Origin of the sequence: Jeotgalibacillus soli, assembly GCF_000829435.1 — a bacterium.
In the GTDB taxonomy this organism is placed as follows: domain Bacteria; phylum Bacillota; class Bacilli; order Bacillales; family Jeotgalibacillaceae; genus Jeotgalibacillus; species Jeotgalibacillus soli.
This window is the reverse complement of record NZ_JXRP01000009.1, coordinates 250,564-271,247: the sequence shown is the minus strand read 5'-3', so window position 1 is coordinate 271,247 and position 20,684 is coordinate 250,564. Positions and strand designations below refer to the sequence as shown.

Sequence of the window (20,684 nt, the reverse complement as noted above, 5' to 3'; positions counted from 1 at the left end):
CGAAGGTATCAGTGAAAATTAATCCTCATCTTTAACCTCCACACTTTCAGGGATCGGCTCATTTTTCCACTCTTCCAGCTGCATTTTTGCCTTTTCTACCTGCTTTAAATGATCGTTAAATTGATCTTTATTAATTAAATATTGCTCTCCATCATAGACAGAACGAATTCGTTTTTGCTGTACAAGCTGGGCAATGGTTGATTCAGGTAAGGATAAATATTCTGCTGTTTCTTTTATGGTTAAATACATATTCTCTTTACATCCTTCTTATGTCTTAATTTATTTTCATTATATAGGTAATTATACTCTTTTTATAATAAAACTGCACTGAATAATGCAGTTTATTCCACACGGTAAATTTTTCATGTGATCTTTGTAAGCAATCACATAGAAAGCCGCCGAGTACCTTCACTCGACAGCTCTTGGTGATCTTTAATTCACTTATTACTACGGACCGTTTCACCATGGAGCAAAACACGCAGATTGTCTGCATTAAGCCCTCTTTTTTGCCAATCCTCATATAACCGATCAAGCGCTTCCTTCGGAGTATCGTCTGCAAGCCGGAAAGAACCGTAATGCATGGGAATCATGGTATCTGCATTTGTATCAAGAAATGCTTGAATCGCTTCTTCCGGCGTCGTATGCTGTGAAGACATGAACCACTCCGGCTCATACGCTCCAATAGGCAAAAGTGCATAGCCAATTTCAAAACGCTGACCAATGTCTTGAAAACCACTAAAATAGCCGCTGTCTCCAGCAAAATAAATCGCTTTTTCATCCTTTGGCTGTAGCACCCATCCGCCCCAATGCGAACGATTCGTGTCAAAGAGCGCGCGCCTTGTCCAATGTTGGGCTGGTACAAAGGAAATTTCAATGGAAGACACCTGCTGCTTTTCCCACCAGCGAAGCTCAATCACACGCTTAAAGCCTCTTCTTTTGAGCATCCTCTTCATACCCTCCGGCACTAAAAAAAGGGGGGGGCCTGCAAGCTTATTTAACGTAGGCATATCTAAATGATCATAGTGGCCATGTGAAATAAGCACAACATCTATCTGAGGCAGCTCGCCCAAAGCAAGACCTGGCTTTGCCAGCCTTCGATCAAATCCCATTTTCTCGGCCCAAACCGGATCACACAGGATATTCACTCCATCCACTTGAAGTAAAAAGGACGCATGTCCGATCCAAGTGATCGTTGTTTCTAACCGATTTTGCTGTAAAAATGAAAGCTGCTTTTCTTCCTCTTGCGGAACCTGATACGAAAGATCCTTTTCCTTTGAAGCACGCTCCTTGCGCCAAGCAAGCAGTTCGCTAAATGTTTTTAAGGTTGAAACGTTATCAAGATTTGTATATTTTCTTCCCATCACTGCACCTTCCCATTTCTTAACATTCTTAAGCTTGTTCTAACCAATTCAACGGTTTCTTCTATATATTTGTAATAAGGCGTTCGCGAAAATGAAGAGACGTTTAGTAAAGCCTGCTCTGCATACTAAATAATAATAACCATTCATTTCGATGCCAGATTTTTCAGCTAAATATTCGATTTCGTCAAGAAGGGCACCGTTTTGTCATGATTTCCTGTACGATTGTTATTATAATGCGCTGCGATAAATAGAGCATAACCATATGATGCATCATTATCGCTAAAGAGGGCAAATGGCTCAGATTTATTGTACAGTTATTTATACGATCGGATTTCACCAGAATGGATTGTTATTACATCCTCTGTCCTTCTTTTACTTATTAGGCTATACGGACCTGGCCCATCTAGAGTGAATGAACCAAATCATTATGAGGTGAAAAAACGATTCGGATGCCGTGACGAACAGGGTAACAATCGGGTAATTTTTTTAATAGTCTTAGTATCTTAACGAGAGGACAAGTACTTCTTTTTTGTATCGTGCAACGATCTACTTTACAATAATATTGTGCTAGGTTAAGAAGGAGAGGAATACAACACATGGAAAAAATAGACGGATTTATCACCAGCTGGCTGAGCCATCGCAAAGCATTGCTTGAATTACTGAATACCGTGGACAATGAGTATTTGCATTACAAACCTTGGGATAACGCGATGTCGCTATCTGAGCTTGTACTGCATATCTCAGGTGCAATGGGAATGTTTGTAAATACGGTAAAAAGCGGCGTATTTACACCTCCTCCAGCTCCAAAGTCGTTTGAAACGGTCGAAGACCTGAGAACGATTCTTCAAGCGGAGACAGAGCAAACAATCACTGAGCTGGAATCACTTACTGAAGAACAGCTGGAGCAGCTTGTAGACTTCCATGGCACAAAAATGCCGGGAATCGCATTGCTTGAAGGTGCCAAGGACCATGAAATTCATCATAAAGGACAATTGTTCACCTATGCTCGTTTAACCGGTGCAAAAGAGCTGCCGTTTTTTGTAAGCAGCGCAAAATGAAAAGAAGGAGCGGTCCCTAACGTACAGGACAGCTCCTTCTTTTCTATAGATTTCCTTCGTTATTCACGGCCTCAAGCAATAAATCCGCTAGGTGTACAGCTCGAACACTATCCTCCATGCCTTCACGCTGTATGCCCAGCTTCATTTGCAGCAGGCAGCCAGGATTCGCCGTAACGATTGTGTGAGCATGCGTTGCTTTCACCTTGCTCATTTTATAATCAAGGATTTGCATCGACATTTCCTGCTCCGTGATGTTGTAAATCCCAGCTGAGCCGCAGCACTGATCGGCTTGTTCCATTTCTCTAAATGTTATTCCCTCAATTGCATGAATCAATCTTCTCGGTGCACCGGACGTTTTCATCACATTGCGCAAGTGGCAGGAATCCTGATACGTAATCACTTGATTTGACAGTGAAAGCTCTTTATCTATGAAATTCTGCTCTACTAAAATTTCAGAGAAATCCTTCACCTTTCTTGAAAATACTGCTGCACGTTCCTTCCACTCTGGGTCGTCTTTCAATAAATGATCATATTCAACGAGGATGGCGCCACAGCCCCCTGCATTTAAAATGATGTCATCTACTTCCAATGCTTCAAATGCTTCAATATTTTGTTTTGCCAAACGCTTAGCTGTATTTTTTTCTCCCCCATGTGCATGCAATGCACCACAGCAGCCTTGCTGCTGTGGGATTAAGATTTCACAGCCGGCCTTTTGCAAAAGCTGGATGGTCGCATTGTTTGTTTGATTAAACATCGTATCCATTAAACAGCCTGTGAAGAAGGCTACCTTTCTTACTGCTGTGCCTTCTGCTGGAAGTGAAGCTGGACGATCTTTCATTTCTTTTCTGCTAGGAACATTAGGAAGAATTTTTTCCATCTGTGCCAGGTTCCCAGGGAGCACCTTTAGCACCTGGCTCTTTTGTACAGCCTTTTGCACACCGCTTTTTTGATAGAATGATAGGAAATAATGGACCCGCTTCATTCGTTTTTTATGAGGGAACAGCTCATCAAACACAACACGTCTTAGCACGCGTACTGGCCATGTATGCTTCTTTTTCTGCTGAATAATATCACGTGCTTCCTCTAGCAAATGTCCATACTTTACACCAGATGGACAAACCGGTTCACAGGCACGGCAGCCAAGACAAAGATTTAATTGCTTTTCAACCGATTCATCAGGCTCGATGATTCCATCAACGACCCCTTTCATCAAGGCAATTCTTCCTCTTGGAGATGCGGCTTCATACTGATCCGTTTGTCCGTAGGTTGGACACGATGGTAAACAAAACCCGCATCTCATACAGTTCATGAGCTCATCGTAGTCTAATCGTTCTTTGAACCCCTGTTGAATTTCATTCTTTATTTTTTGGTTCATGATTAAAGCACCACCCTCTTACGCGTATCTTTGGCAAAGATTTTCCCAGGGTTCATAATTCCTTTCGGGTCCAAGGCATACTTGATTGCCTTCATTGCTGCTACCCCTTCTTCTCCAATCTTCCAGGCCAAATAAGGTGACTTCATTTCGCCAACGCCATGCTCGCCAGTTATTGTCCCGCCGAGCGAAATGGCTTTTTCAAATATTTCTTCAAAAGCCAGCTCTACCCGGTGCATTTCCTCTGTGTCCCGAGCATCTGTTAAGCAGGTAGGGTGCAAATTTCCGTCTCCAGCGTGACCAAATGTACAGATTCTCAAATCGTATTTTAAAGCAATTTCATTAATTGCTCGTACCATTTCACTAATTTTCGAACGCGGAACCGTCGCATCCTCAAGAATGGTTGTCGGTTTTAGTCTGGCAAGTGCCGATAGCGCAGACCGCCTTGCTGTACTTAACGCTTCTGCTTCTTCTAGAGACTGAGCAATTTTCACAGAAACAGCCTTGCCTTCTCGACAAATCGCAGAAATCACTTTAATATCGCGTTCAACTACTTCAGGCGGACCATCCTGCTCTATTAATAAGACAGCGTTTACATCTGTCGGTAAGCCTACCCTTGCAAAATCCTCCACCACTTTACATGTTGGCTGATCAAGAAATTCAAGTGTTGCAGGAATGATTTTATTGGCTATGATGGCCGAAACGGTTTTGGCTGCTGCGTCCATATCCTGAAAAAGAGCCAACAATGTTTTCTTTGTTTCAGGAATTGGGATCAGCTTTAAAATTGCTTCTGTAACCACGCCAAGTGTTCCTTCAGAACCTACAAATAAATTGTTTAAATCATATCCCGCTACATCCTTTGCCAGCTTTCCGCCCGTCCGCAAGACGTCTCCATTTGATAAAACAATCTCAAGCCCAAGGACATAATCCTTCGTCACGCCATATTTCAGCCCACGCAAGCCCCCCGAGCATTCATTGATATTGCCGCCAATGGTTGATATTTTCATTGAACTCGGATCCGGTGGATAAAATAACCCTTTTGCTTCAACGGCTTTAATCAAATCAAGCGTGATGACACCGGGCTGAACGGTAACCGTTAAATTATCTTCATCGATCTCTAAGATTTTGTTCATACGGTTGAAGGTAAGAACGATTCCACCTTCAGTCGGGCATGTGCCTGCGCTTAAATTCGTTCCAGAGCCCCTTGGTACAATGGGAACTCCTGCTTCACTGCATATTTTTAAGATTGATTGAATTTGATTTTTATTTTCAGGCATAATCACTGCATCTGGTAAGGATTGAAAGTTTGGTGTTGCATCGTAGGAATAGACAAGCTTCGCTTCATTTGAATCATTGAAGTTCTGTTTTCCTACAATCCCAATTAATTGGTCTCTTATGGATGGATCCAGCATTGAGAACTCTCCCCTCTTTCTCTTTGTATCTATTATAAAGAGAAAATAGCTGCATAACTATGGATGAAAATACAAAAGTTAGCGTTTTCATATCGTATTTTTTGTGTGATTATCTCAACTCTAAAAAGCAAAGCGCGATATAAAACAAGGTGATCCCTTCTGCTTTTTTTGGATCAATTCCTGTCAGATCCTTAATTTGTTTCAGACGATAATGCAGCGTGTTTATATGTACATGGAGGTCATCCGCTGTTTTTTTAAGTGATTGGTTATTTAAAAAATATACCTTTAGCGTTTCTAATAATTCATAATCATGACGGATGGCTAAGAGCACGCGATCCGTAAATTCATCACGTGTAGGCTGTGTCACCTCTTCCAGCACAATATCAAGAATTAGTTCCTCGTAAAAAACAATTTTATGTGATTTAACTGCTACTTTAAGTGCCTTTTCAGCCTCTTGGTAAGATCTATATACATTATGGTGTTCGATTGATTTGCCAACGCCTATTGCCAACCCAGCTTGGTACTGATTTTTAAAATACTGTTGACATCTCTCTAATTCGAAAGATAAATTTTTCAACGATGGACGATTCCCTGCATCTAAAAAAAGGATAAATCGGCCATGCCCCCAGCGTACAATAAAATCATTTTTATTCTTCGGAAATTTCTTTTCAAACCAGGAGATCATTTGCCCTTGTATATGCTGCTGTTCTTCCGTTGAAAGTGTAAGATCAAATTGAAAAAACACACATAGATAGAGAGTATCGATATGTATACCAAGAATATGCCCTCGATTAATAAATTCTTGATCTACTTTATTGGTGTAAATCCACTCATAGAAAAAAGATTCCAGCCCTCTTGTTTCCCATTCCTTTTTCTCGATATGACTGGCCTCTCTTATGATGAGCTCAGTCATTCTCCTGATGATCTCTGCAAAGGGCTCTACATCCACTGGAATCCCCGTGATTCCGATCACGCCAATCACTTCATTTTCAAATGTGATCGGCAGATTTATCCCAGGCTTTACTCCCTCAAGCTTTTCTGCTTTTTCTTTCGTAATGTACAACTTCTGCTTTGTTTTCATGACGATCGTTGCTCCTTCATGGAAGGTTCCAATCCTGCCTTCATCCGTAGAAGCAATAATGATGCCGCGTTCGTCTACGACAATAATATTTTCAGTCATAACCAGCTGTACTTCTTTTATAATTTTTTTAGAAAGTTCAGGAACAAGCTGCAAAAAGAATCACACCTCACATTAAGAGATAATAAACAAATGATAAAAAAGACTGTGAGATCATTTATCACCTCACAGTCTTTAATCATTATTTTAAGCTTTTGCTTCTTCTTTTACATTTAAAATTTTAAAGAATTCTTTCATAAATCCAGGCAGATCCGGCCAAGCATGTCCAGTTACAAGATTTCCATCTACATGCAAATGTTCTTCAATATAGATAGCCCCAGCTGCTTCAATTTCAGGACGGCATGCGATGTAAGCAGTCATTTCACGTCCTTTAATGTATTCACGAACCGGCGTAAGTACCTGCTGTCCGTGACAGATGACGCCAAGCGGCTTATCCTCTTTTAGGAAATGAGCCGTAATTTCCTGTACCTTTGGATTCATACGAATATATTCTGGCGCTCGTCCGCCAGGAATAATCAGCCCGTCAAAGTCTGCAGGGTCAATATCATCAACGGAAGCATGTGAATCAATTTTATAGCCCCACATTTCTGTGATGGTTTCCATTTCAGGAAGGAAATCATGGACAACCGTTTGAAGCTTCTTTTTTACAGGTGAAGCGATTGTACAGCTAATGTCTTCTTCCAGACAGCGATAATAAGGATAAAAAACCTCCAAAGCCTCTACAGCATCACCAGTTACAATAAGTACATTTTTAGTCATAGTTGATCACCTATCCTTTTTGAATTTATTTCAAGAATACACATGTATTCATGAATCACAGCTATCTTTTTAATGCAACAGTCTCATTCGTTGAAGGCAAATCGTAGCGGGCTTCCAGTAAGCCTCTGCAATAATGCCCATTAAACTCCATGCTTAATCTGGTCCTTCTTGCACCTAACAAATAATCATCAAAACCTTCTATACTTATCACTTCCTCTTCAGGCGTTGTAATGGCATAAGCACTTGAGTGGTTTAGGCTCTCTTTTTTCTCAAGATATCGCTCTTTAAGTGATTGCCCCTCTGCTGAAAGAGGTAGTGCTAATAAACCTTGCACCGGCATTGAGATGATCTCGCTTTTAGATATTCCTGTTTTAATCAAATGTTTGATTAGTTTTTCCTGTCTTGCATAATACGCTTTAATTTGGAACGTTCTGCGTAATTCATCAAGATCGCGGTCTTGATCAGATAACCCGCTGAACGATTCGCTAAACCGTTTTCCCTCTGAAGCTCCCTGATTGATTTCATCAGATGCACAGTGATCAACCAAATTCACTTTAACTTGATTCACCCATGGCAATTCAGACACATATTTTTGAATATCCTCTGCCATGATATAAGCGAAGTTAGGAGAGCACCAATATGTTGGCAGTCTGAAAATGACTTCAACTTCATTGTTTTGAATATTGATATGGTCAATAAAACCCAATTCCGTTAAAGGCTGATCTAATTCAGGATCGTACACTTTATCAAGCATTTCATAAACCTGTTTTTCTTTGTTTATCAAACCTGACGCACCTCCCCATGAGTGGACGAAAGTCATTCCGCTAAAGAACTTTTAGTAGGCAGCCACATTGCGTGTTGAAAGCTCGCAGTCTTTTAGCTTCTCTTTTTGTGCTTCGATATCGATGTTGTAAAGTCTAGCTGCATTTTCTCCGAGTATCTTCTTTTTCACATTCAAATCAAAAGTAACGCCCGTTTCCTGCTGAATATCTTCAGGAAGTTCAAAGTTAACAAATTTCTCAACAATCCACTTCGGTTCCCAAATTGCATAGTCACTTCCAAAAAGAATGCGATCCTCATCCATCCAGTACAGCAATTCGCTAATAATTTCAGCAAAATAGCGCGGACGTGTCTGCAAAAATGAAATGGCTACAGCCAAGCCGCCATACACATTTTTCTCTTGTGTCGCAATCCAGCAGAAATCTTCTAGTCTAGGCAATCCAACATGCTCAACGATGAAGTTTAATTCCGGAAAAGAGCTCGCTGCATCATCAATATCAGCCACATCAAATGCATCACGGTTTAAAGGTGTGACAGTAGGACCTTTATGGATATGAATATTCTTAATTCCTAGCTGCTGGCATTTCTCTAAATAGCGCTGTGCTGCTGGATCAGAAAGCTTGTAGCCTTTTGAGTTCCCAACCCAGTCTGCTGTGTAGAGTTTGACACCTTGCCAATTATATTTTTCTTTATTTTTTTCCAGTTCTTCTAAACCACGATTACCGTGCCGAGGATCAAGCGTACCATTGCAGATAAAACGATTTGGATATTGTTTAGCGATCGCTTCATTTGCATCAAAATCACCAAAGCCGTTTTTATAGAATTCATTTAAAAATACTGGCTGAAAAATCGCCATATCCGCATACCCTTTGACAATAACGTCATTGACTAAAGTTTCGGAATCATATTTTAAAAACTTTTCTTTTGGCCACAGGTACTCTTTCGGACTCAGGTTTTTATGATAATCATAAAAACAGCTGATAAACTGATCCCCGTGAATGTTCAACTGATTTTCTTTACTTCCATCCCAAAGTGCAATATGCGAGTCAATAACAAAAATCTCTTCTCCGCTTTCGGTCTTATACATTCTTTTTCCTCCTTAAAACGTAATAATGAATTTTCGCTTCTTCATGTCTAATATGCTTTATTTAGTAAACGCTTTCATTAATGTTTTTAAAGATTCACCACAACGCTGCAACCGGGATATTTTTGTGAAAATTCTAATTTTTTAAATTATAACAAGGAGGAACCTGGATTGATATATAGATTCATCTAAAATTTAATATGTATCCGCTTTCATTTTTTGTGCTATTGAACAAATATGAACAACGCTTTATATACCTTTATTCGACAGCCTTTTAATTATTCCTCTATTAAGTTCCTTCTTTTATTTATAAAACTAGTCCTCTTATTTATTACCATAGAATAAAATAAGAGGACTTTCTACTGGTATTTTTTCTATTTATTATTCATGCTGTCCAGTTTTGTAAAAAAACACAATAAACTAGCTGACGTTCTTTAATGAGACATATGCTCCCATGTCCGACCGCCATCCTTACTTTTCAGCAATACATGTTCAAATGTGATGGCCCATACCTCTTCTAGATTCGCAGGATTCGCTGAGATATAGCTGACAGCATCCTCATCTAACGCAATGGAACTGAGTTCTTGCTGAGAAGCGGAAGCTAAGTCAAACTCTTGAAAGGTAACACCCTCCTCTTTTACAAGTGAAAACAGCAATGCATCTTCTGTAAAATGAAGCGATGTAATCCCTTCTTCATCTGAGATCTGCGTAAAATTGCTGCCGTAATCCTCTGACAAAAATAGCCCCTCCGGCGAGACAAGCGCCACAACATTTGGTTCTGTTGGATGAGCGGCGATCGCGCGTAAAGATGTTGCCGCTAAACCGTTTAACGGCAGTTCATTCCAGCTATTCCCTTCATTATCTGTATAATATACTCCTGGCGTGAGCTCACTATTGGCTTCACTCAGAACGCCATAAATCACTTTGCCTTTAGCGCTGGCAGCAAGGTAATGGAAGTCTGTTTCTCCATAAAATGCGAGCTGCTCCATGCTTTCTCCAAGATCCGTGCTTTTTACAAGCCCAAGCGGATTTTCAATATCTGAGCCCGGTTCAGGATGCCCACTAGCATAAAATCCTCCTTCAATAGCTGTGAATCCCATATAATCATGTTTATTTCTTGTCGTTTCATACCATTGATTATCCGAAAACTTCACTAACCCGTCGTGAGTTGCTAATAGCAGGTCATCACCAATAAATCCCATACCATGAACATGCTCAATATGGACCTCGTCGTTTTCGGTAAAATAATTTGTTTCCTCTTCTTTTGCAGCACATGCGCCGAGCAGCAATGCACCTGTTATAAGCGCCAAGACTGGTTTCCACTTCATCATTACGTTCCTCCAACTATTTCGTTTAAACCCACTTATATCCGACTCCCCACACGGTTTGCAAATAATCATCCACTGGAAATCCACTGCTTCTCAGTTTTTCACGTATGTTTCGTATATGGGAATCAATCGTGCGGTCATCCGTGATCGAGCCATATCCCCATACGACAGATAACAGCTGCTCACGAGAAAATACGCGGTTTTGATTTTTTAATAATAAGCCAAGCAGCGAAAATTCCTTCGGTGTCAGCAATATTTTTCTCCCGGAAGATGTAAGCTCATGAGAATCCTCGTTCCAGATCAAATCACTGAATATTACCTGCTTGGTTTCAACAGAAGCAGCACGACGCACGACCGCCTGGATTCTTGCTACAAGCTCTTCTTCATCAAACGGTTTAACGATGTAATCATCGGCCCCTAAACGCAGTCCTTTTACAACCTCCTCCTTGTCCCCACGGGCGGTAAGCATAATAACCGGCACCTCAGAGAATACCCGGATTTCCTGACATGTTTCCCAGCCATCCTTTATCGGCATCATCACATCCAGCAAAACCACGTCTATTGACTGCTGCTTTATATAATCCACTGCCTTCTCTCCACATTGACACTTGATGCAGTGGAAGCCGAGCGGTGATAAATAAAGCGATAATAGATCAAGCATTCTTTCCTCATCATCAACGAGCAAAATCGTTTTCATCACAGCTCTCCTTCCAGAATCAACTCAAAAGTGGTGCCCTTTTGAAGATCACTTTGAACATTAATTTTTCCGCCCTGCGCCTCGATCAGCTCTTTAACAATTGAAAGCCCGAGACCGGTGCCGCCCATTTCACGATTTCTCGATTTATCCACTCGAAATAAACGCTCGAAAATATATGGAAGGTCTTCTTTCGGAATGCCAATCCCTTCATCTTTTATGAAAAGATGAACCTTGTCCTCTTTTACAACGGAAATCTTTACTTTTCCGCCCTGATGAGAATATTTTCGTGCATTATCCAATAAATTAAGCAGCACTTGCTCCAATCGTACTGGATCAACCACTGCCTTAATATCGCCCGAGCCGGTAATCACCAGTTCAAGCTGCTTCTTTTGAAAAGCGGGCCGAACCTTGCCTGCTACACGTTCAAGCATTGTCATTAATGGCACCTCATCCAATTGAATGGAAAACTCATGCTGATCAAGCTTGGCTAAATCCAATAAATCCTTTATCAGCTTGCTGAGCTTTTCCGTTTCTTCTTTAATAATGTCTATATACTGTTCTCTCTCTTCATCATTTATATGATTCTTTGAAACAATATCGGAATAGCCTTTTATATACGTTAACGGTGTTCTCAGTTCATGCGAGATACTCGCTAAAAACTCCCTTCGGCTCGTCTGCAGACGATGAAGATCATCTGCGAGCAATTGAATCGCTGCTGACAATTCTCCTAATTCGTCCCTGCTCGCAGCAGGAAGATCCACTGTAAAATCGCCCTTGCTAAGCCTTTTTGTGGCTTCCGTCATTTTAAGAAGCGGACGTGTAAGCGCCCTTGATAAAAAGAACATACTAATAAAAAGAAAGACAAACATAATCAAACTTGAAATAAAAAAGTGCTGGTTCAGCGCTGCAATCAATGCTTGCAGGCGACCTGTGCTTTTAAACATATACACATAGCCAACATCATTATTTTGTCTTACAAAAGGGCTAACCGATGCAATATAGGGCTGCTCTCTCCAATCAGCGGCAATGATTCCCCCATAAAGTCCCATTTCACTGATATCTCTATTCAAAATCTCTTCTATTTCATCATTCGGCTGAACAGAAGAGCTTATCACCCGTTTCTCATCATCCAGGATCATGACATCTGTGGTCGTTTTTGATTCCATCAGTACAATATGGTCCTGTGTCTCCTCATCAAAATGACTTTCAAGTACTTCACTATGGCTATTGCCTCGCTGATACAGGTTGTCCAATTCAGTCTGAACCTGTCCATCAACCATTTTCTCATGAATAACAACAAGCGAAACAAGCAGAATCACAGACATGATCGAAAAATACAACAGGCTTATTTTTATTGAGATTTTATTCACCAAGCTACCCTCTCTCTGTCTTCAGTGTAGCGAATAATTGTGCAGAAATTATGCAGAAACTATGGATCTTTTCAGGACTTTTTATGATTACGTTTAGTGTGCCGGAAGATGGGAAAATGAGCAATAAAATAGTAAAGGAGGAATGATGAATGCAGCTGCAAACACAATATGAAAAATGTATCGAAGCTTGTTTAGAATGTTTAGAGGCATGTAATTACTGTTTTAGGTCTTGTCTGGAGGAAGAAGATGTATCAATGATGACGGGGTGCATTCGCTTGGACCGTGAATGTGCAGATGCTTGCCAGCTGGCGATTACGGCAATGCAAACAAATAGTCCTCACGTAAAAGAAATTTGCCAGCTCGTCGCAACGATATGTGCTGCTTGTGCTGATGAATGTGCCAAGCATGATCACGAGCACTGCAAGCAGTGCGCAGAAGCATGCAGAAATTGTGCTGAAGCGTGTGAAGAAATGGTCGCTTCTTTAAATTAATGGCTTTGTTAAACGTGCCAGTTGATTTCCGCTTCAGGCACTCGCTCCAATCAACACCGTGCAAAAATCAACAATGGACTTTCACATAGCTAAATTATCTGGGTTAGAAAACCATAAAGAAAAGATTGTTAACCCGTCTTTTCTTTATGGTTTTTTACTTTGTATAGGCTCGTTTTGTTAAATCGCTTAGACGGTCGCTCTTCGCTAAGCGAGTCACTAAGAGAAGCCCGATCGCTGCACCCGTCACACTGCTGACGAAGAATGGAGGCAAGAAGAAAAACGCGCCAACTGAGGTCCCCATCAGGATACTTGCATATGGAACCGCAAAAAATGGTGCAATAAGGCCTGTCCCAATGACTTCACCAACCGAGGCCATATAGTACCGTTTTGTTTTACTGAAAAATAATCCCGCTAACAGTGCCCCAATCATTCCCCCCGGAAACGCGAGCAGTGACCCGGTTCCCGTTAAAATCCGTACAAGACCCGTCACAAAGGCGATGATGATAGCGGGAATCGGACCGAGCATAACCGCTGCAATCACATTTACCGCGTGCTGAATTGGATAGGCTCTTGCCACTCCTGCAGGAAACCAAACAAAGGCTGCACCTACTACTGCAATCGCTATAAACAGTGCCATTAAAGTTAATAATCGGGTGTTTTGCATGTTCTCTCTCCCCTCAAGCCATCTAAATCTTTACCTATTCTGTATGGTTCTGTAAGTATGGTAACATAAGAGAGAGATACATTGAATACAGCTCTTCACTTTTGAAAGGGGGACGTTGCTTGATTAAGTCCGTTATTTTTGATCTTGACGGGACTCTGCTTGACCGGGATAAATCTGTCATCTTTTTTCTTGAACGACAGTATGAGCGTCTTCACCCCTGGCTAAAATCCATTCCTAAAGAAAGCTATATTGCACGATTTATTGAGTTAGAGGATCATGGATATGTTTGGAAAGCTAAAGTCTATACCCAGATGGTTGATGAATTTGGCATTCAAGGCTGTACAAGCGAACTGCTGCTTCAAGACTATTTGGATCATTTTCAGGCGAGCTGCATCGCTTTTCCAGGAATGGTTTCTACTCTTCAATCGCTTAGAGAAAAAGGCTTTAAGCTCGGTATGATCACAAATGGCCTGGAAATCATGCAAACGCGTTCTATACGAGGCTTAGGAATCGAACCGTTTTTTGAGGAAATTCTCATTTCGGAAAAAGAAGGCTGTGCCAAACCCAATCCGATCATCTTTCAAAGAGCACTCGAACGGCTAAATGTAAAGACAGAAGAAGCTGTCTATGTCGGCGATCATCCGGTAAATGATATCGAAGCGGCTCAACTTGTTGGCATGAAGGCTGTTTGGAAGAAGCATTCTTTTAGCCAAAATGTAAAGGCGGATGCGGAAATTGACGAGCTGGAAGAGCTGTTTGGGATTTTAGAACGTTTTTAGTGCATAACAGAGTGCGGTTTTTTTAAAAGCAGGAGGGTACATAATAGAGTGGATGAATTAATTCAAAAAGGCGGCCACTTTTTAAGCTGGCCGCCTTTTAATTTACTTTTAATTTACAAGATACATTACTTCACCGATCCAATCGCACGATTTCCGCATCTGCGTTCTCTTTCCCCTGAATTAAATCGCTTAAAATCTGAGCTCCCAGCATACTATAGACTGTGCCATTACCGCCAAAGCCAAGACAGTAATAAATCTTTTCATTGTCGGGGTGCTGACCTATAAACGGCAAACCGTCATCTGATTCTCCGAAACTCGCTGACCACGTATGAGAAACCTCCAGCTCGTATTTGGGAAAATGCTCCTTGACCCTCTGAAGAAGCTGCTCTCCACGTTCCTTAATAATTTCTTTATTGACTGGTGCTTCCATTTTATCTTCATCCAAACCGCCTGCTATGATCCGACCATCTTCTGTCGTTCTCATATAGAAGTAAGGGCGTTTTGTTTCCCAAACGAGCGCTCGGTATGCCCAGTTCGTAAGATCAATTACAGGAGTAGTCGCGATGGCATAGGTTCGGTTAAGCTCCGCACCTAATTTTTCCGCAAACGGGATGGTTTCGTAGCCTGTTGAGTAGATGACCTTTTTTGCAGCAATCCTGCCTTTATCTGTTGAAAAATAAATATATTCTTTATCAATCCCTGCTTCTTTCACGCTTGTATTCTCATAAATTTCAACATTTCTCGTATGCACCAAGTTCATTAACCCATGGATATATTGAAAAGGATTTACATCCGCATCCCCATGGGTTAGAAGGGCGGCTGGCTTTTCGAAGGAAAAGAGTTCTTTAATTCGATCTTTTTCTAAATACTCTACTTCGAATCCATGTTTTTTTAATGCTTCGTACTCTTTTCTTAGCTTTGACACATCATTGTCATCGCTGGCATAGTAAAGACTGGGACGGCGCGCAAAATATGCTGGCATTGAAAATGTTCCAGCTGTTTTTTGGAGGTCTTCCACCGCCTGCAAGCACAGCTTATAAAAACGGACCGCCTTCTCTTCACCAAGCTCCTCTATAAATTCATGGAGCATTTTATCATTGGAATACTGTAATAGCCCTGTATTAGCTGATGAACTCCCGCCTCCAACCGTTCGTTTTTCCACGAGTACGGTTTTTAACGGGGTGTGTGACAGCGCTTCTGCACAAAGAGCTCCGGCCATGCCTCCTCCAACAATTAAAACATCACATGTAAGATCCTGTTCAAGAGCAGGATAGGATGGTACTTCATCCACTGTTTCCGGCCAATATAATTCGCCTCTATGTAAACTCAAATCCATGAAAGATCCCTCCCTGACTAGTGACAGAACTATACCCAACTTGCAGCAAAAGGTAAACCCTAGGGAGCCTATTATTCAGCTCATGCTGCAATCTTATTCTTTTTGTTTAAAGGATATTTTTTCTCAGATTGAGAATAATAGGACCCTTCGCAGTAATGTTCATCTCTGGTATAATCAGCAAGTAATTTGATTCATTTCATTTTACCTATCTCTTTTCTTGAAGGTGATCAATTATGAGAATGAATCTCAGAACCTATTGGAGTTTGATTTTTGCTGCGTTTATCATACTTTTTGCACTGCTCCTGAGTATCGGCATTACACAACTAGCCACAGATGAGTTAAAAAATGAAAAAGGAAACACTCTTTCAAGCACTGCTTTTCAAATGAGTGATAAATTAGATCGCTACATGTGGTCCCGCTATAGCGAAGTGAATATTGTAAGTAATTTAAATACAATAGACATGGCTCGCACCTCGAGCGAAACACAACAATTGCTAGACGAATTCACTGACACCATCAGCGCCTTTTCATGGGTCGGAATTACAAATACAGAAGGAATTGTTCAGGCTTCTTCTGATGGGATTTTGGAAGGAGAAGACATTTCAGAGCTCTCGTTATTTAAAGGAGCACTGGACGGAGCATTTATTGGGGATGTTCATGGGACATTATTACTGTCAAACCTTTTGCCGAATCCTACCGGCGAACCGATGAAGTTTGTTGATATCAGTACGCCTCTATATAACGAAAATAATGAATTTACAGGCGTATTTGCGACTCATTTAAGCTGGAAATGGGCAGAAGAAGTACAAAACTCTATTCTTAATTCTTTATCGAATGAAGCAAATGATCAAGTCGAGGTCTTTGTGATCAGCTCAGAAGGAAATACTGTACTTCTCGGTCCTGAGGATATGATTGGAGAAAGTATTTCACTTGAAAGCGTTGAACAGGCTCGTACTGGAAAACACGGATATATGCTCGAAACATGGCCGGACGGTGAGAATTATTTAACCGGCTATTCTTTCGGTGCTGGATACCAGGATTATCCTGGTCTAAAGTGGATCGTTTTAGTTCGTCAGCCTGAGTCCGCTGCCTTTGCGTCCGCTTTGGAATTGCGTCAGTTTATTTTAATAGCAGGAGGTATTTCTGCTATTATTTTCGCTTTGGGTGGATGGATCATAGCTGGCAGGATTTCAAAACCGCTCCATCAAATTTCCAAGACGGCTCAACGGCTAAGAAGCGGTGAAAACCTTGAAATCCCAAAATATAAAGGAATAAAGGACATTGAAGAACTATCATCCTCATTACAGGACTTAATTACTACATTAGGAAAAACAGAATCAAATCTGATCAAAATGAAAGGGATCGCTTACCACGATCATCTCACTGGACTTGCAAATCGAATTGCCCTTGAGCTGTATACAGGTCGATATATTGAGGCAGCCAAAAAAAATAATGAAACACTCACCTTTTTATATCTTGATCTAGATGGCTTTAAAAAAGTGAATGATACACTCGGTCATCGGACAGGCGACCTATTATTACAAAAGGTAGCGAATAGACTGAATACAATTGCAGATAGCGACTCATTTGTTTCCCGGATTGGGGGAGATGAATTCATCCTATTAGTCCCTTCTTCAGAAGGCGGACCTATGGACAATGCCAAAAATATTGCTGATCTCATTGTAGCCTCTTTAAATGAGCCATTCATCATTGAAGGAACACCGGTCCAGATTGGATGCAGTGTTGGAGCGGCAGTTTACCCTAAAGACGACAAAGATCCATATACGCTGATTTCTTATGCAGACCAGGCCCTATATGTATCAAAAGAAAATGGAAAAAATCAAGTTACGTTCTATCAAAAGCAGGCAAAATAGCAAGCAGTCTATCTCTTTAGACAAAATCCGGACGATGCGGAAAATATTTTCACCACATCAACCGGATTCATTTGTATAAAAAACCACTCATCCTTCAATAATTCCCCTTATCTGCTCGTTTGTTTGTATATTCTCTGCTCGCAGCTCCTTTAATTGAGATTGAAGCGCTTCGCAAATCTCTGTCACTTTTCTTGTGGCCTCCTCTAGATTTTCTTGAGAAGAAGTGATTCTCGAGTGAATGGTCCAATCAGAAAAGATATCATCAAAGAAATAATCCGCAAAGGTCAAAAACGACCCTCTTTCTACGGTAACATTTTGAGAGACCACATTCTTCACATCCTGCAGCTCTGTATCAAAACGGCGCAATTCAACCTGTGCTCTGTGAATAGCATCCTCTGATTGATCCAGACTATTGTGCTTCATCGCTGTGACGATGAACCCTCCTCCAAAAAACGTATCCCAGGTCGACATAGATTTAGCTGAATCCAAATGATCAGAAGCCTGTCTTAAAGCGCTTATGGTACGATTTCCTGCACTTAATGCTTCATCGATTTCACGAATTACTGTCTCCTGATTCGTTCTTTTTTGATAAACGACCTCTAACAGATCCCGCTCTATTTCTGTATGGGTGCGCAGCCACTCTTCTTTTTCCTTCATTAACGCTTGCCATTTTTGATCAAGGCCGATCCACTCTGCCTCACTAATTTTTTGATTAACCTGTTGACAGTCTTGCTCTATATCCTTGGCCATTTTAACAGCTTCATTCCACTTTAACTCGATTTCTGCAATCTCAGTGATTTCCTTCTCACGGATTTCATCCATTTTCCCTGACCACTTCCGATAGAGATTCATAAATGAAAATTGCTCCAAATTCTGAACATCACGCTGCTCCTTCGTTAATTTCTTTCCGAGCATATCACGTTTATTTTGCTGCTCTGCTAATTGCTCTAATAATGACGCCAGCTTTCTTTTGTATTTATCCCGCTCGTTTATTTTCAGCTGCAATTGTGCTTGTCTTTCCTGTAAATCACTCCACATTTAACATCCCTCCTTATCTGTCATTACGAATGACCAGCATGGAAGTTTCATCCAAGCATATAGAAAATCCACCGAAAATAACGATTCCTCGGTGGATTTAGATTTTATGGGCCTGCCATATACATTTATGGACCTGGACTTAGATTTGATGGACCTAAATTCAACGTTTATGCGCAAAAGCCAAATGCCTAAAAATCACCTCGGCATTTTCACCCGTTGTTTACGATATTCTCGACGGGCAGGTGCTGTTTCGAATAATAATCGCTCTTCTGCGGTTTCAGGAATAACAGCAGGAACAGGAAAAGGTTTTCCATTGTCGTCAACAGCAACCATTGTTAAGAAGGATTCTGTTGTAAGCATTTCTTCTCCCGTTAACAAATTTTTTGAGCGAACACGTACATAGACCTCCATGGAGCTTCGACCTGTTGAAGTCACAATTGCTTCAAGCTCCAGCACATCACCCACCCTGGCAGCTGACAAGAAATCAACAGAGTCTATTGAGGCTGTCACGACCACTTTATTCGCATGCTTCATTGCCGTTATTGCCGCAATTTCATCAATGTATGAAAGGACTTGCCCGCCAAAAATGGTTTGTAAATGATTGGTGTCCGGCGGCAATACAAGTCTTGTTTGAATTGTTCGTGACTGGCTCATTGGATTGGCATTTGTCATAAAAATCTCCCCTTTTCAATCTCGTAAAGTTCACAAAAAAACTCTCCCTTTTAAAAGAGAGAGCTTGTACGCAAAAAGAACCCGATCAACATCAGATTTCTTGCCTCACCACTCCTCCCTATTCCGCGTAGGTTTAAGCGCATACAATAGGCAGGTCTCCTGACTCAGATTCAACGTACTCTTTCCCTTCCCATTCATTCGAACAGTGGTATTGAAAAAGCACTCTTCTTTACAGTGGCGCGACCGTGCCGGATTTTCACCGGACTTCCCTTTTCAGACGAAGACAATCCTCGTCACCCATTGCGTGTCGACTATGAAATTTTGGTATTACTATTTTCATGCTACCGCTTTTTACATACTAGAACAACGTATGCCGGAAAATCATTAAAAAAAAAAACAGATCACAGACCCCTGAAATGGTCCATGATCTGCTTTATCCTTGCAATCGTTCACAAAAGACCAAGCATCCTAACGCTTACTCTTTTATGACCACCACATTTCTCCTGGTTTTTCCTTAAACATAATACCATTTAAAAATTCAATTGCTTTTTTCAGACCTTCATCAGTAGAAGCAAGCATATCCTCATGCTCAATGGAAACCGGCTTATCGTAACCGATTGCTCTTAACGTACTGATCATATCCTTCCAGACTTGTCCTGATTGACCGTAGCCAACTGTTCTGAATGTCCACGCACGATCCAGAATTTCACCGTAATGCTTCGTATCGAGTACGCCATTGATCTCAATATTCGATGTATCCAAATACGTATCTTTTGCATGAAAATGATGAACTAATCCTTTCCCGCCAAGATATTTTAACGCCTTTACAGGATCAATCCCTTGCCAGATTAGATGACTTGGATCAAAATTTGCCCCAATATTGCTACCCGCCCGTTTATTCAACTCAACAACGGTTTCCGGATTGTACACCACAAATCCAGGATGCATCTCCAGCGCAATTTTATTAATCCCATGGCTTGCTGCATACTCGGACTCTCTCTTCCAATACGGTACGACAACCTCGTCCCACTGCCATTTTTTAATTTCCATATACTCTGGCGGCCATGAGCAGGTTACCCAGTTTGGATTTACTGCATTCGGAGAATCACCAGGACAGCCTGAAAAGCAGTTAATCACATCTACATTCAATTCCTTAGCCAACTGAACGGTTTGACGCCATGTATTATGATGTTCTTCAGCAATTTCTTTATTAGGGTGCAGAGGATTGCCCTGACAGCTTAAACCGCTAATCGTCAGATTTCTTTCTTCAATCGCCTTCTGCAATTGCTTGATTTTCTCTGGATTCTTTAATAGCTGACCAGGGTCACAATGTGCGTTCCCTGGATAATTTCCAGTGCCTAATTCAACTGACTCAAGACCCAGCTCAACCACCTTGTCCAGCATCACTTCGAATTCGAGATCCTGATAAAGCACTGTAAAAACACCTAATCTCACAATAAAACCTCCAGTC

20 protein-coding genes and 1 riboswitch are annotated in these 20,684 nt (G+C 41.1%); of the genes, 4 read left to right on the top strand and 16 right to left on the bottom strand.

Annotated features, from left to right (window positions below; genetic code table 11):
• Nucleotides 1-18: 18 nt before the first annotated feature.
• Nucleotides 19-249 (bottom strand): excisionase family DNA-binding protein, encoded by a 231-nt coding sequence (locus KP78_RS04345; protein WP_041086621.1) that lies wholly within the window; start codon nt 247-249, stop codon nt 19-21.
• Between the two features lie 188 nt (nt 250-437).
• Nucleotides 438-1,361, bottom strand: coding sequence for an MBL fold metallo-hydrolase (locus tag KP78_RS04340; RefSeq protein ID WP_041086619.1), 924 nt, complete (start codon nt 1,359-1,361; stop codon nt 438-440).
• Between the two features lie 596 nt (nt 1,362-1,957).
• On the opposite strand from KP78_RS04340, the gene KP78_RS04335 reads away from it, so the two are divergent.
• Nucleotides 1,958-2,419: a DinB family protein gene (locus KP78_RS04335; RefSeq protein ID WP_041086617.1), complete on the top strand. Its 462-nt coding sequence runs from the start codon at nt 1,958-1,960 to the stop codon at nt 2,417-2,419.
• Between the two features lie 43 nt (nt 2,420-2,462).
• Here the strand turns inward: KP78_RS04335 and KP78_RS04330 are convergent, their stop codons facing one another.
• From KP78_RS04330 to KP78_RS04290, 9 genes are all read right to left on the bottom strand, one after another.
• The gene (locus KP78_RS04330) at nt 2,463-3,794 is read right to left on the bottom strand and encodes a (Fe-S)-binding protein (protein ID WP_041086615.1); all 1,332 of its coding nucleotides are present in this window, start codon (nt 3,792-3,794) and stop codon (nt 2,463-2,465) included.
• A gap of 2 nt (nt 3,795-3,796) precedes the next feature.
• Nucleotides 3,797-5,203 (bottom strand): glycolate oxidase subunit GlcD, encoded by a 1,407-nt coding sequence (gene glcD / locus KP78_RS04325; protein WP_041086613.1) that lies wholly within the window; start codon nt 5,201-5,203, stop codon nt 3,797-3,799.
• A 109-nt stretch (nt 5,204-5,312) separates the two neighbouring features.
• A complete protein-coding gene (locus tag KP78_RS04320) occupies nt 5,313-6,437 on the bottom strand; it encodes a CdaR family transcriptional regulator (RefSeq protein WP_041086611.1) in 1,125 nt (374 codons plus the stop codon).
• 90 nt (nt 6,438-6,527) lie between these two features.
• Nucleotides 6,528-7,100, bottom strand: a complete 573-nt coding sequence (locus KP78_RS04315; RefSeq protein ID WP_041086609.1) for a DJ-1/PfpI family protein — start codon at nt 7,098-7,100, stop codon at nt 6,528-6,530.
• A gap of 61 nt (nt 7,101-7,161) precedes the next feature.
• A complete protein-coding gene (locus KP78_RS04310; RefSeq protein WP_235420832.1) occupies nt 7,162-7,884 on the bottom strand; it encodes a metal-sulfur cluster assembly factor in 723 nt (240 codons plus the stop codon).
• A 51-nt stretch (nt 7,885-7,935) separates the two neighbouring features.
• On the bottom strand, nt 7,936-8,967 hold the full coding sequence (locus tag KP78_RS04305) for an amidohydrolase family protein (RefSeq protein ID WP_041086608.1): 1,032 nt from the start codon (nt 8,965-8,967) through the stop codon (nt 7,936-7,938).
• A 431-nt stretch (nt 8,968-9,398) separates the two neighbouring features.
• The gene (locus tag KP78_RS04300; RefSeq protein ID WP_157841440.1) at nt 9,399-10,292 is read right to left on the bottom strand and encodes a F510_1955 family glycosylhydrolase; all 894 of its coding nucleotides are present in this window, start codon (nt 10,290-10,292) and stop codon (nt 9,399-9,401) included.
• A 25-nt stretch (nt 10,293-10,317) separates the two neighbouring features.
• Nucleotides 10,318-10,989, bottom strand: coding sequence for a response regulator transcription factor (locus tag KP78_RS04295; protein WP_041086606.1), 672 nt, complete (start codon nt 10,987-10,989; stop codon nt 10,318-10,320).
• Complete coding sequence (locus KP78_RS04290) at nt 10,989-12,359, bottom strand: sensor histidine kinase (protein ID WP_041086604.1); 1,371 nt, start codon at nt 12,357-12,359, stop codon at nt 10,989-10,991. Before KP78_RS04290 ends, KP78_RS04295 begins: the two co-directional genes overlap by 1 nt.
• Before the next feature lie 149 nt (nt 12,360-12,508).
• Here KP78_RS04290 and KP78_RS04285 point away from each other — a divergent pair, with 149 nt between their 5' ends.
• Nucleotides 12,509-12,850: a four-helix bundle copper-binding protein gene (locus KP78_RS04285; protein ID WP_041086602.1), complete on the top strand. Its 342-nt coding sequence runs from the start codon at nt 12,509-12,511 to the stop codon at nt 12,848-12,850.
• 154 nt (nt 12,851-13,004) lie between these two features.
• Here KP78_RS04285 and thiW read toward each other — a convergent pair whose 3' ends face one another.
• Complete coding sequence (thiW, locus tag KP78_RS04280) at nt 13,005-13,514, bottom strand: energy coupling factor transporter S component ThiW (protein ID WP_041086600.1); 510 nt, start codon at nt 13,512-13,514, stop codon at nt 13,005-13,007.
• Nucleotides 13,515-13,633: 119 nt separating this feature from the next.
• Between thiW and KP78_RS04275 the strand changes: the two genes are divergently transcribed.
• Nucleotides 13,634-14,293: an HAD family hydrolase gene (locus KP78_RS04275; protein WP_041086598.1), complete on the top strand. Its 660-nt coding sequence runs from the start codon at nt 13,634-13,636 to the stop codon at nt 14,291-14,293.
• A gap of 130 nt (nt 14,294-14,423) precedes the next feature.
• On the opposite strand, the gene KP78_RS04270 is transcribed toward KP78_RS04275, so the two are convergent.
• Nucleotides 14,424-15,629, bottom strand: coding sequence for an NAD(P)/FAD-dependent oxidoreductase (locus tag KP78_RS04270; protein ID WP_041086596.1), 1,206 nt, complete (start codon nt 15,627-15,629; stop codon nt 14,424-14,426).
• A 233-nt stretch (nt 15,630-15,862) separates the two neighbouring features.
• On the opposite strand from KP78_RS04270, the gene KP78_RS04265 reads away from it, so the two are divergent.
• Nucleotides 15,863-17,503: a sensor domain-containing diguanylate cyclase gene (locus KP78_RS04265; RefSeq protein ID WP_041086595.1), complete on the top strand. Its 1,641-nt coding sequence runs from the start codon at nt 15,863-15,865 to the stop codon at nt 17,501-17,503.
• An 87-nt stretch (nt 17,504-17,590) separates the two neighbouring features.
• Here the strand turns inward: KP78_RS04265 and KP78_RS04260 are convergent, their stop codons facing one another.
• The 3 genes from KP78_RS04260 to KP78_RS04250 all read right to left on the bottom strand — a co-directional run bounded on the left by KP78_RS04260 (nt 17,591) and on the right by KP78_RS04250 (nt 20,668).
• Complete coding sequence (locus KP78_RS04260; RefSeq protein ID WP_041086593.1) at nt 17,591-18,541, bottom strand: hypothetical protein; 951 nt, start codon at nt 18,539-18,541, stop codon at nt 17,591-17,593.
• Between the two features lie 195 nt (nt 18,542-18,736).
• Complete coding sequence (locus KP78_RS04255; protein WP_041086591.1) at nt 18,737-19,213, bottom strand: acyl-CoA thioesterase; 477 nt, start codon at nt 19,211-19,213, stop codon at nt 18,737-18,739.
• Nucleotides 19,214-19,345: 132 nt separating this feature from the next.
• Nucleotides 19,346-19,529: riboswitch (cobalamin riboswitch) on the bottom strand.
• 167 nt (nt 19,530-19,696) lie between these two features.
• Complete coding sequence (locus KP78_RS04250; RefSeq protein ID WP_041086589.1) at nt 19,697-20,668, bottom strand: sugar phosphate isomerase/epimerase family protein; 972 nt, start codon at nt 20,666-20,668, stop codon at nt 19,697-19,699.
• Nucleotides 20,669-20,684: the final 16 nt, after the last annotated feature.

What these genes read in the sequence shown, in the direction of transcription:
- KP78_RS04345 (WP_041086621.1), bottom strand. Translation starts at nt 249, where the DNA reads ATGTATTTAACCATAAAAGAAACAGCAGAATATTTATCCTTACCTGAA.
- KP78_RS04340 (WP_041086619.1), bottom strand. Translation starts at nt 1,361, where the DNA reads ATGGGAAGAAAATATACAAATCTTGATAACGTTTCAACCTTAAAAACA.
- KP78_RS04335 (WP_041086617.1), top strand. Translation starts at nt 1,958, where the DNA reads ATGGAAAAAATAGACGGATTTATCACCAGCTGGCTGAGCCATCGCAAA.
- KP78_RS04330 (WP_041086615.1), bottom strand. Translation starts at nt 3,794, where the DNA reads ATGAACCAAAAAATAAAGAATGAAATTCAACAGGGGTTCAAAGAACGA.
- glcD (WP_041086613.1), bottom strand. Translation starts at nt 5,203, where the DNA reads ATGCTGGATCCATCCATAAGAGACCAATTAATTGGGATTGTAGGAAAA.
- KP78_RS04315 (WP_041086609.1), bottom strand. Translation starts at nt 7,100, where the DNA reads ATGACTAAAAATGTACTTATTGTAACTGGTGATGCTGTAGAGGCTTTG.
- KP78_RS04305 (WP_041086608.1), bottom strand. Translation starts at nt 8,967, where the DNA reads ATGTATAAGACCGAAAGCGGAGAAGAGATTTTTGTTATTGACTCGCAT.
- KP78_RS04300 (WP_157841440.1), bottom strand. Translation starts at nt 10,292, where the DNA reads ATGAAGTGGAAACCAGTCTTGGCGCTTATAACAGGTGCATTGCTGCTC.
- KP78_RS04295 (WP_041086606.1), bottom strand. Translation starts at nt 10,989, where the DNA reads ATGAAAACGATTTTGCTCGTTGATGATGAGGAAAGAATGCTTGATCTA.
- KP78_RS04285 (WP_041086602.1), top strand. Translation starts at nt 12,509, where the DNA reads ATGCAGCTGCAAACACAATATGAAAAATGTATCGAAGCTTGTTTAGAA.
- thiW (WP_041086600.1), bottom strand. Translation starts at nt 13,514, where the DNA reads ATGCAAAACACCCGATTATTAACTTTAATGGCACTGTTTATAGCGATT.
- KP78_RS04270 (WP_041086596.1), bottom strand. Translation starts at nt 15,629, where the DNA reads ATGGATTTGAGTTTACATAGAGGCGAATTATATTGGCCGGAAACAGTG.
- KP78_RS04265 (WP_041086595.1), top strand. Translation starts at nt 15,863, where the DNA reads ATGAGAATGAATCTCAGAACCTATTGGAGTTTGATTTTTGCTGCGTTT.
- KP78_RS04260 (WP_041086593.1), bottom strand. Translation starts at nt 18,541, where the DNA reads ATGTGGAGTGATTTACAGGAAAGACAAGCACAATTGCAGCTGAAAATA.
- KP78_RS04255 (WP_041086591.1), bottom strand. Translation starts at nt 19,213, where the DNA reads ATGACAAATGCCAATCCAATGAGCCAGTCACGAACAATTCAAACAAGA.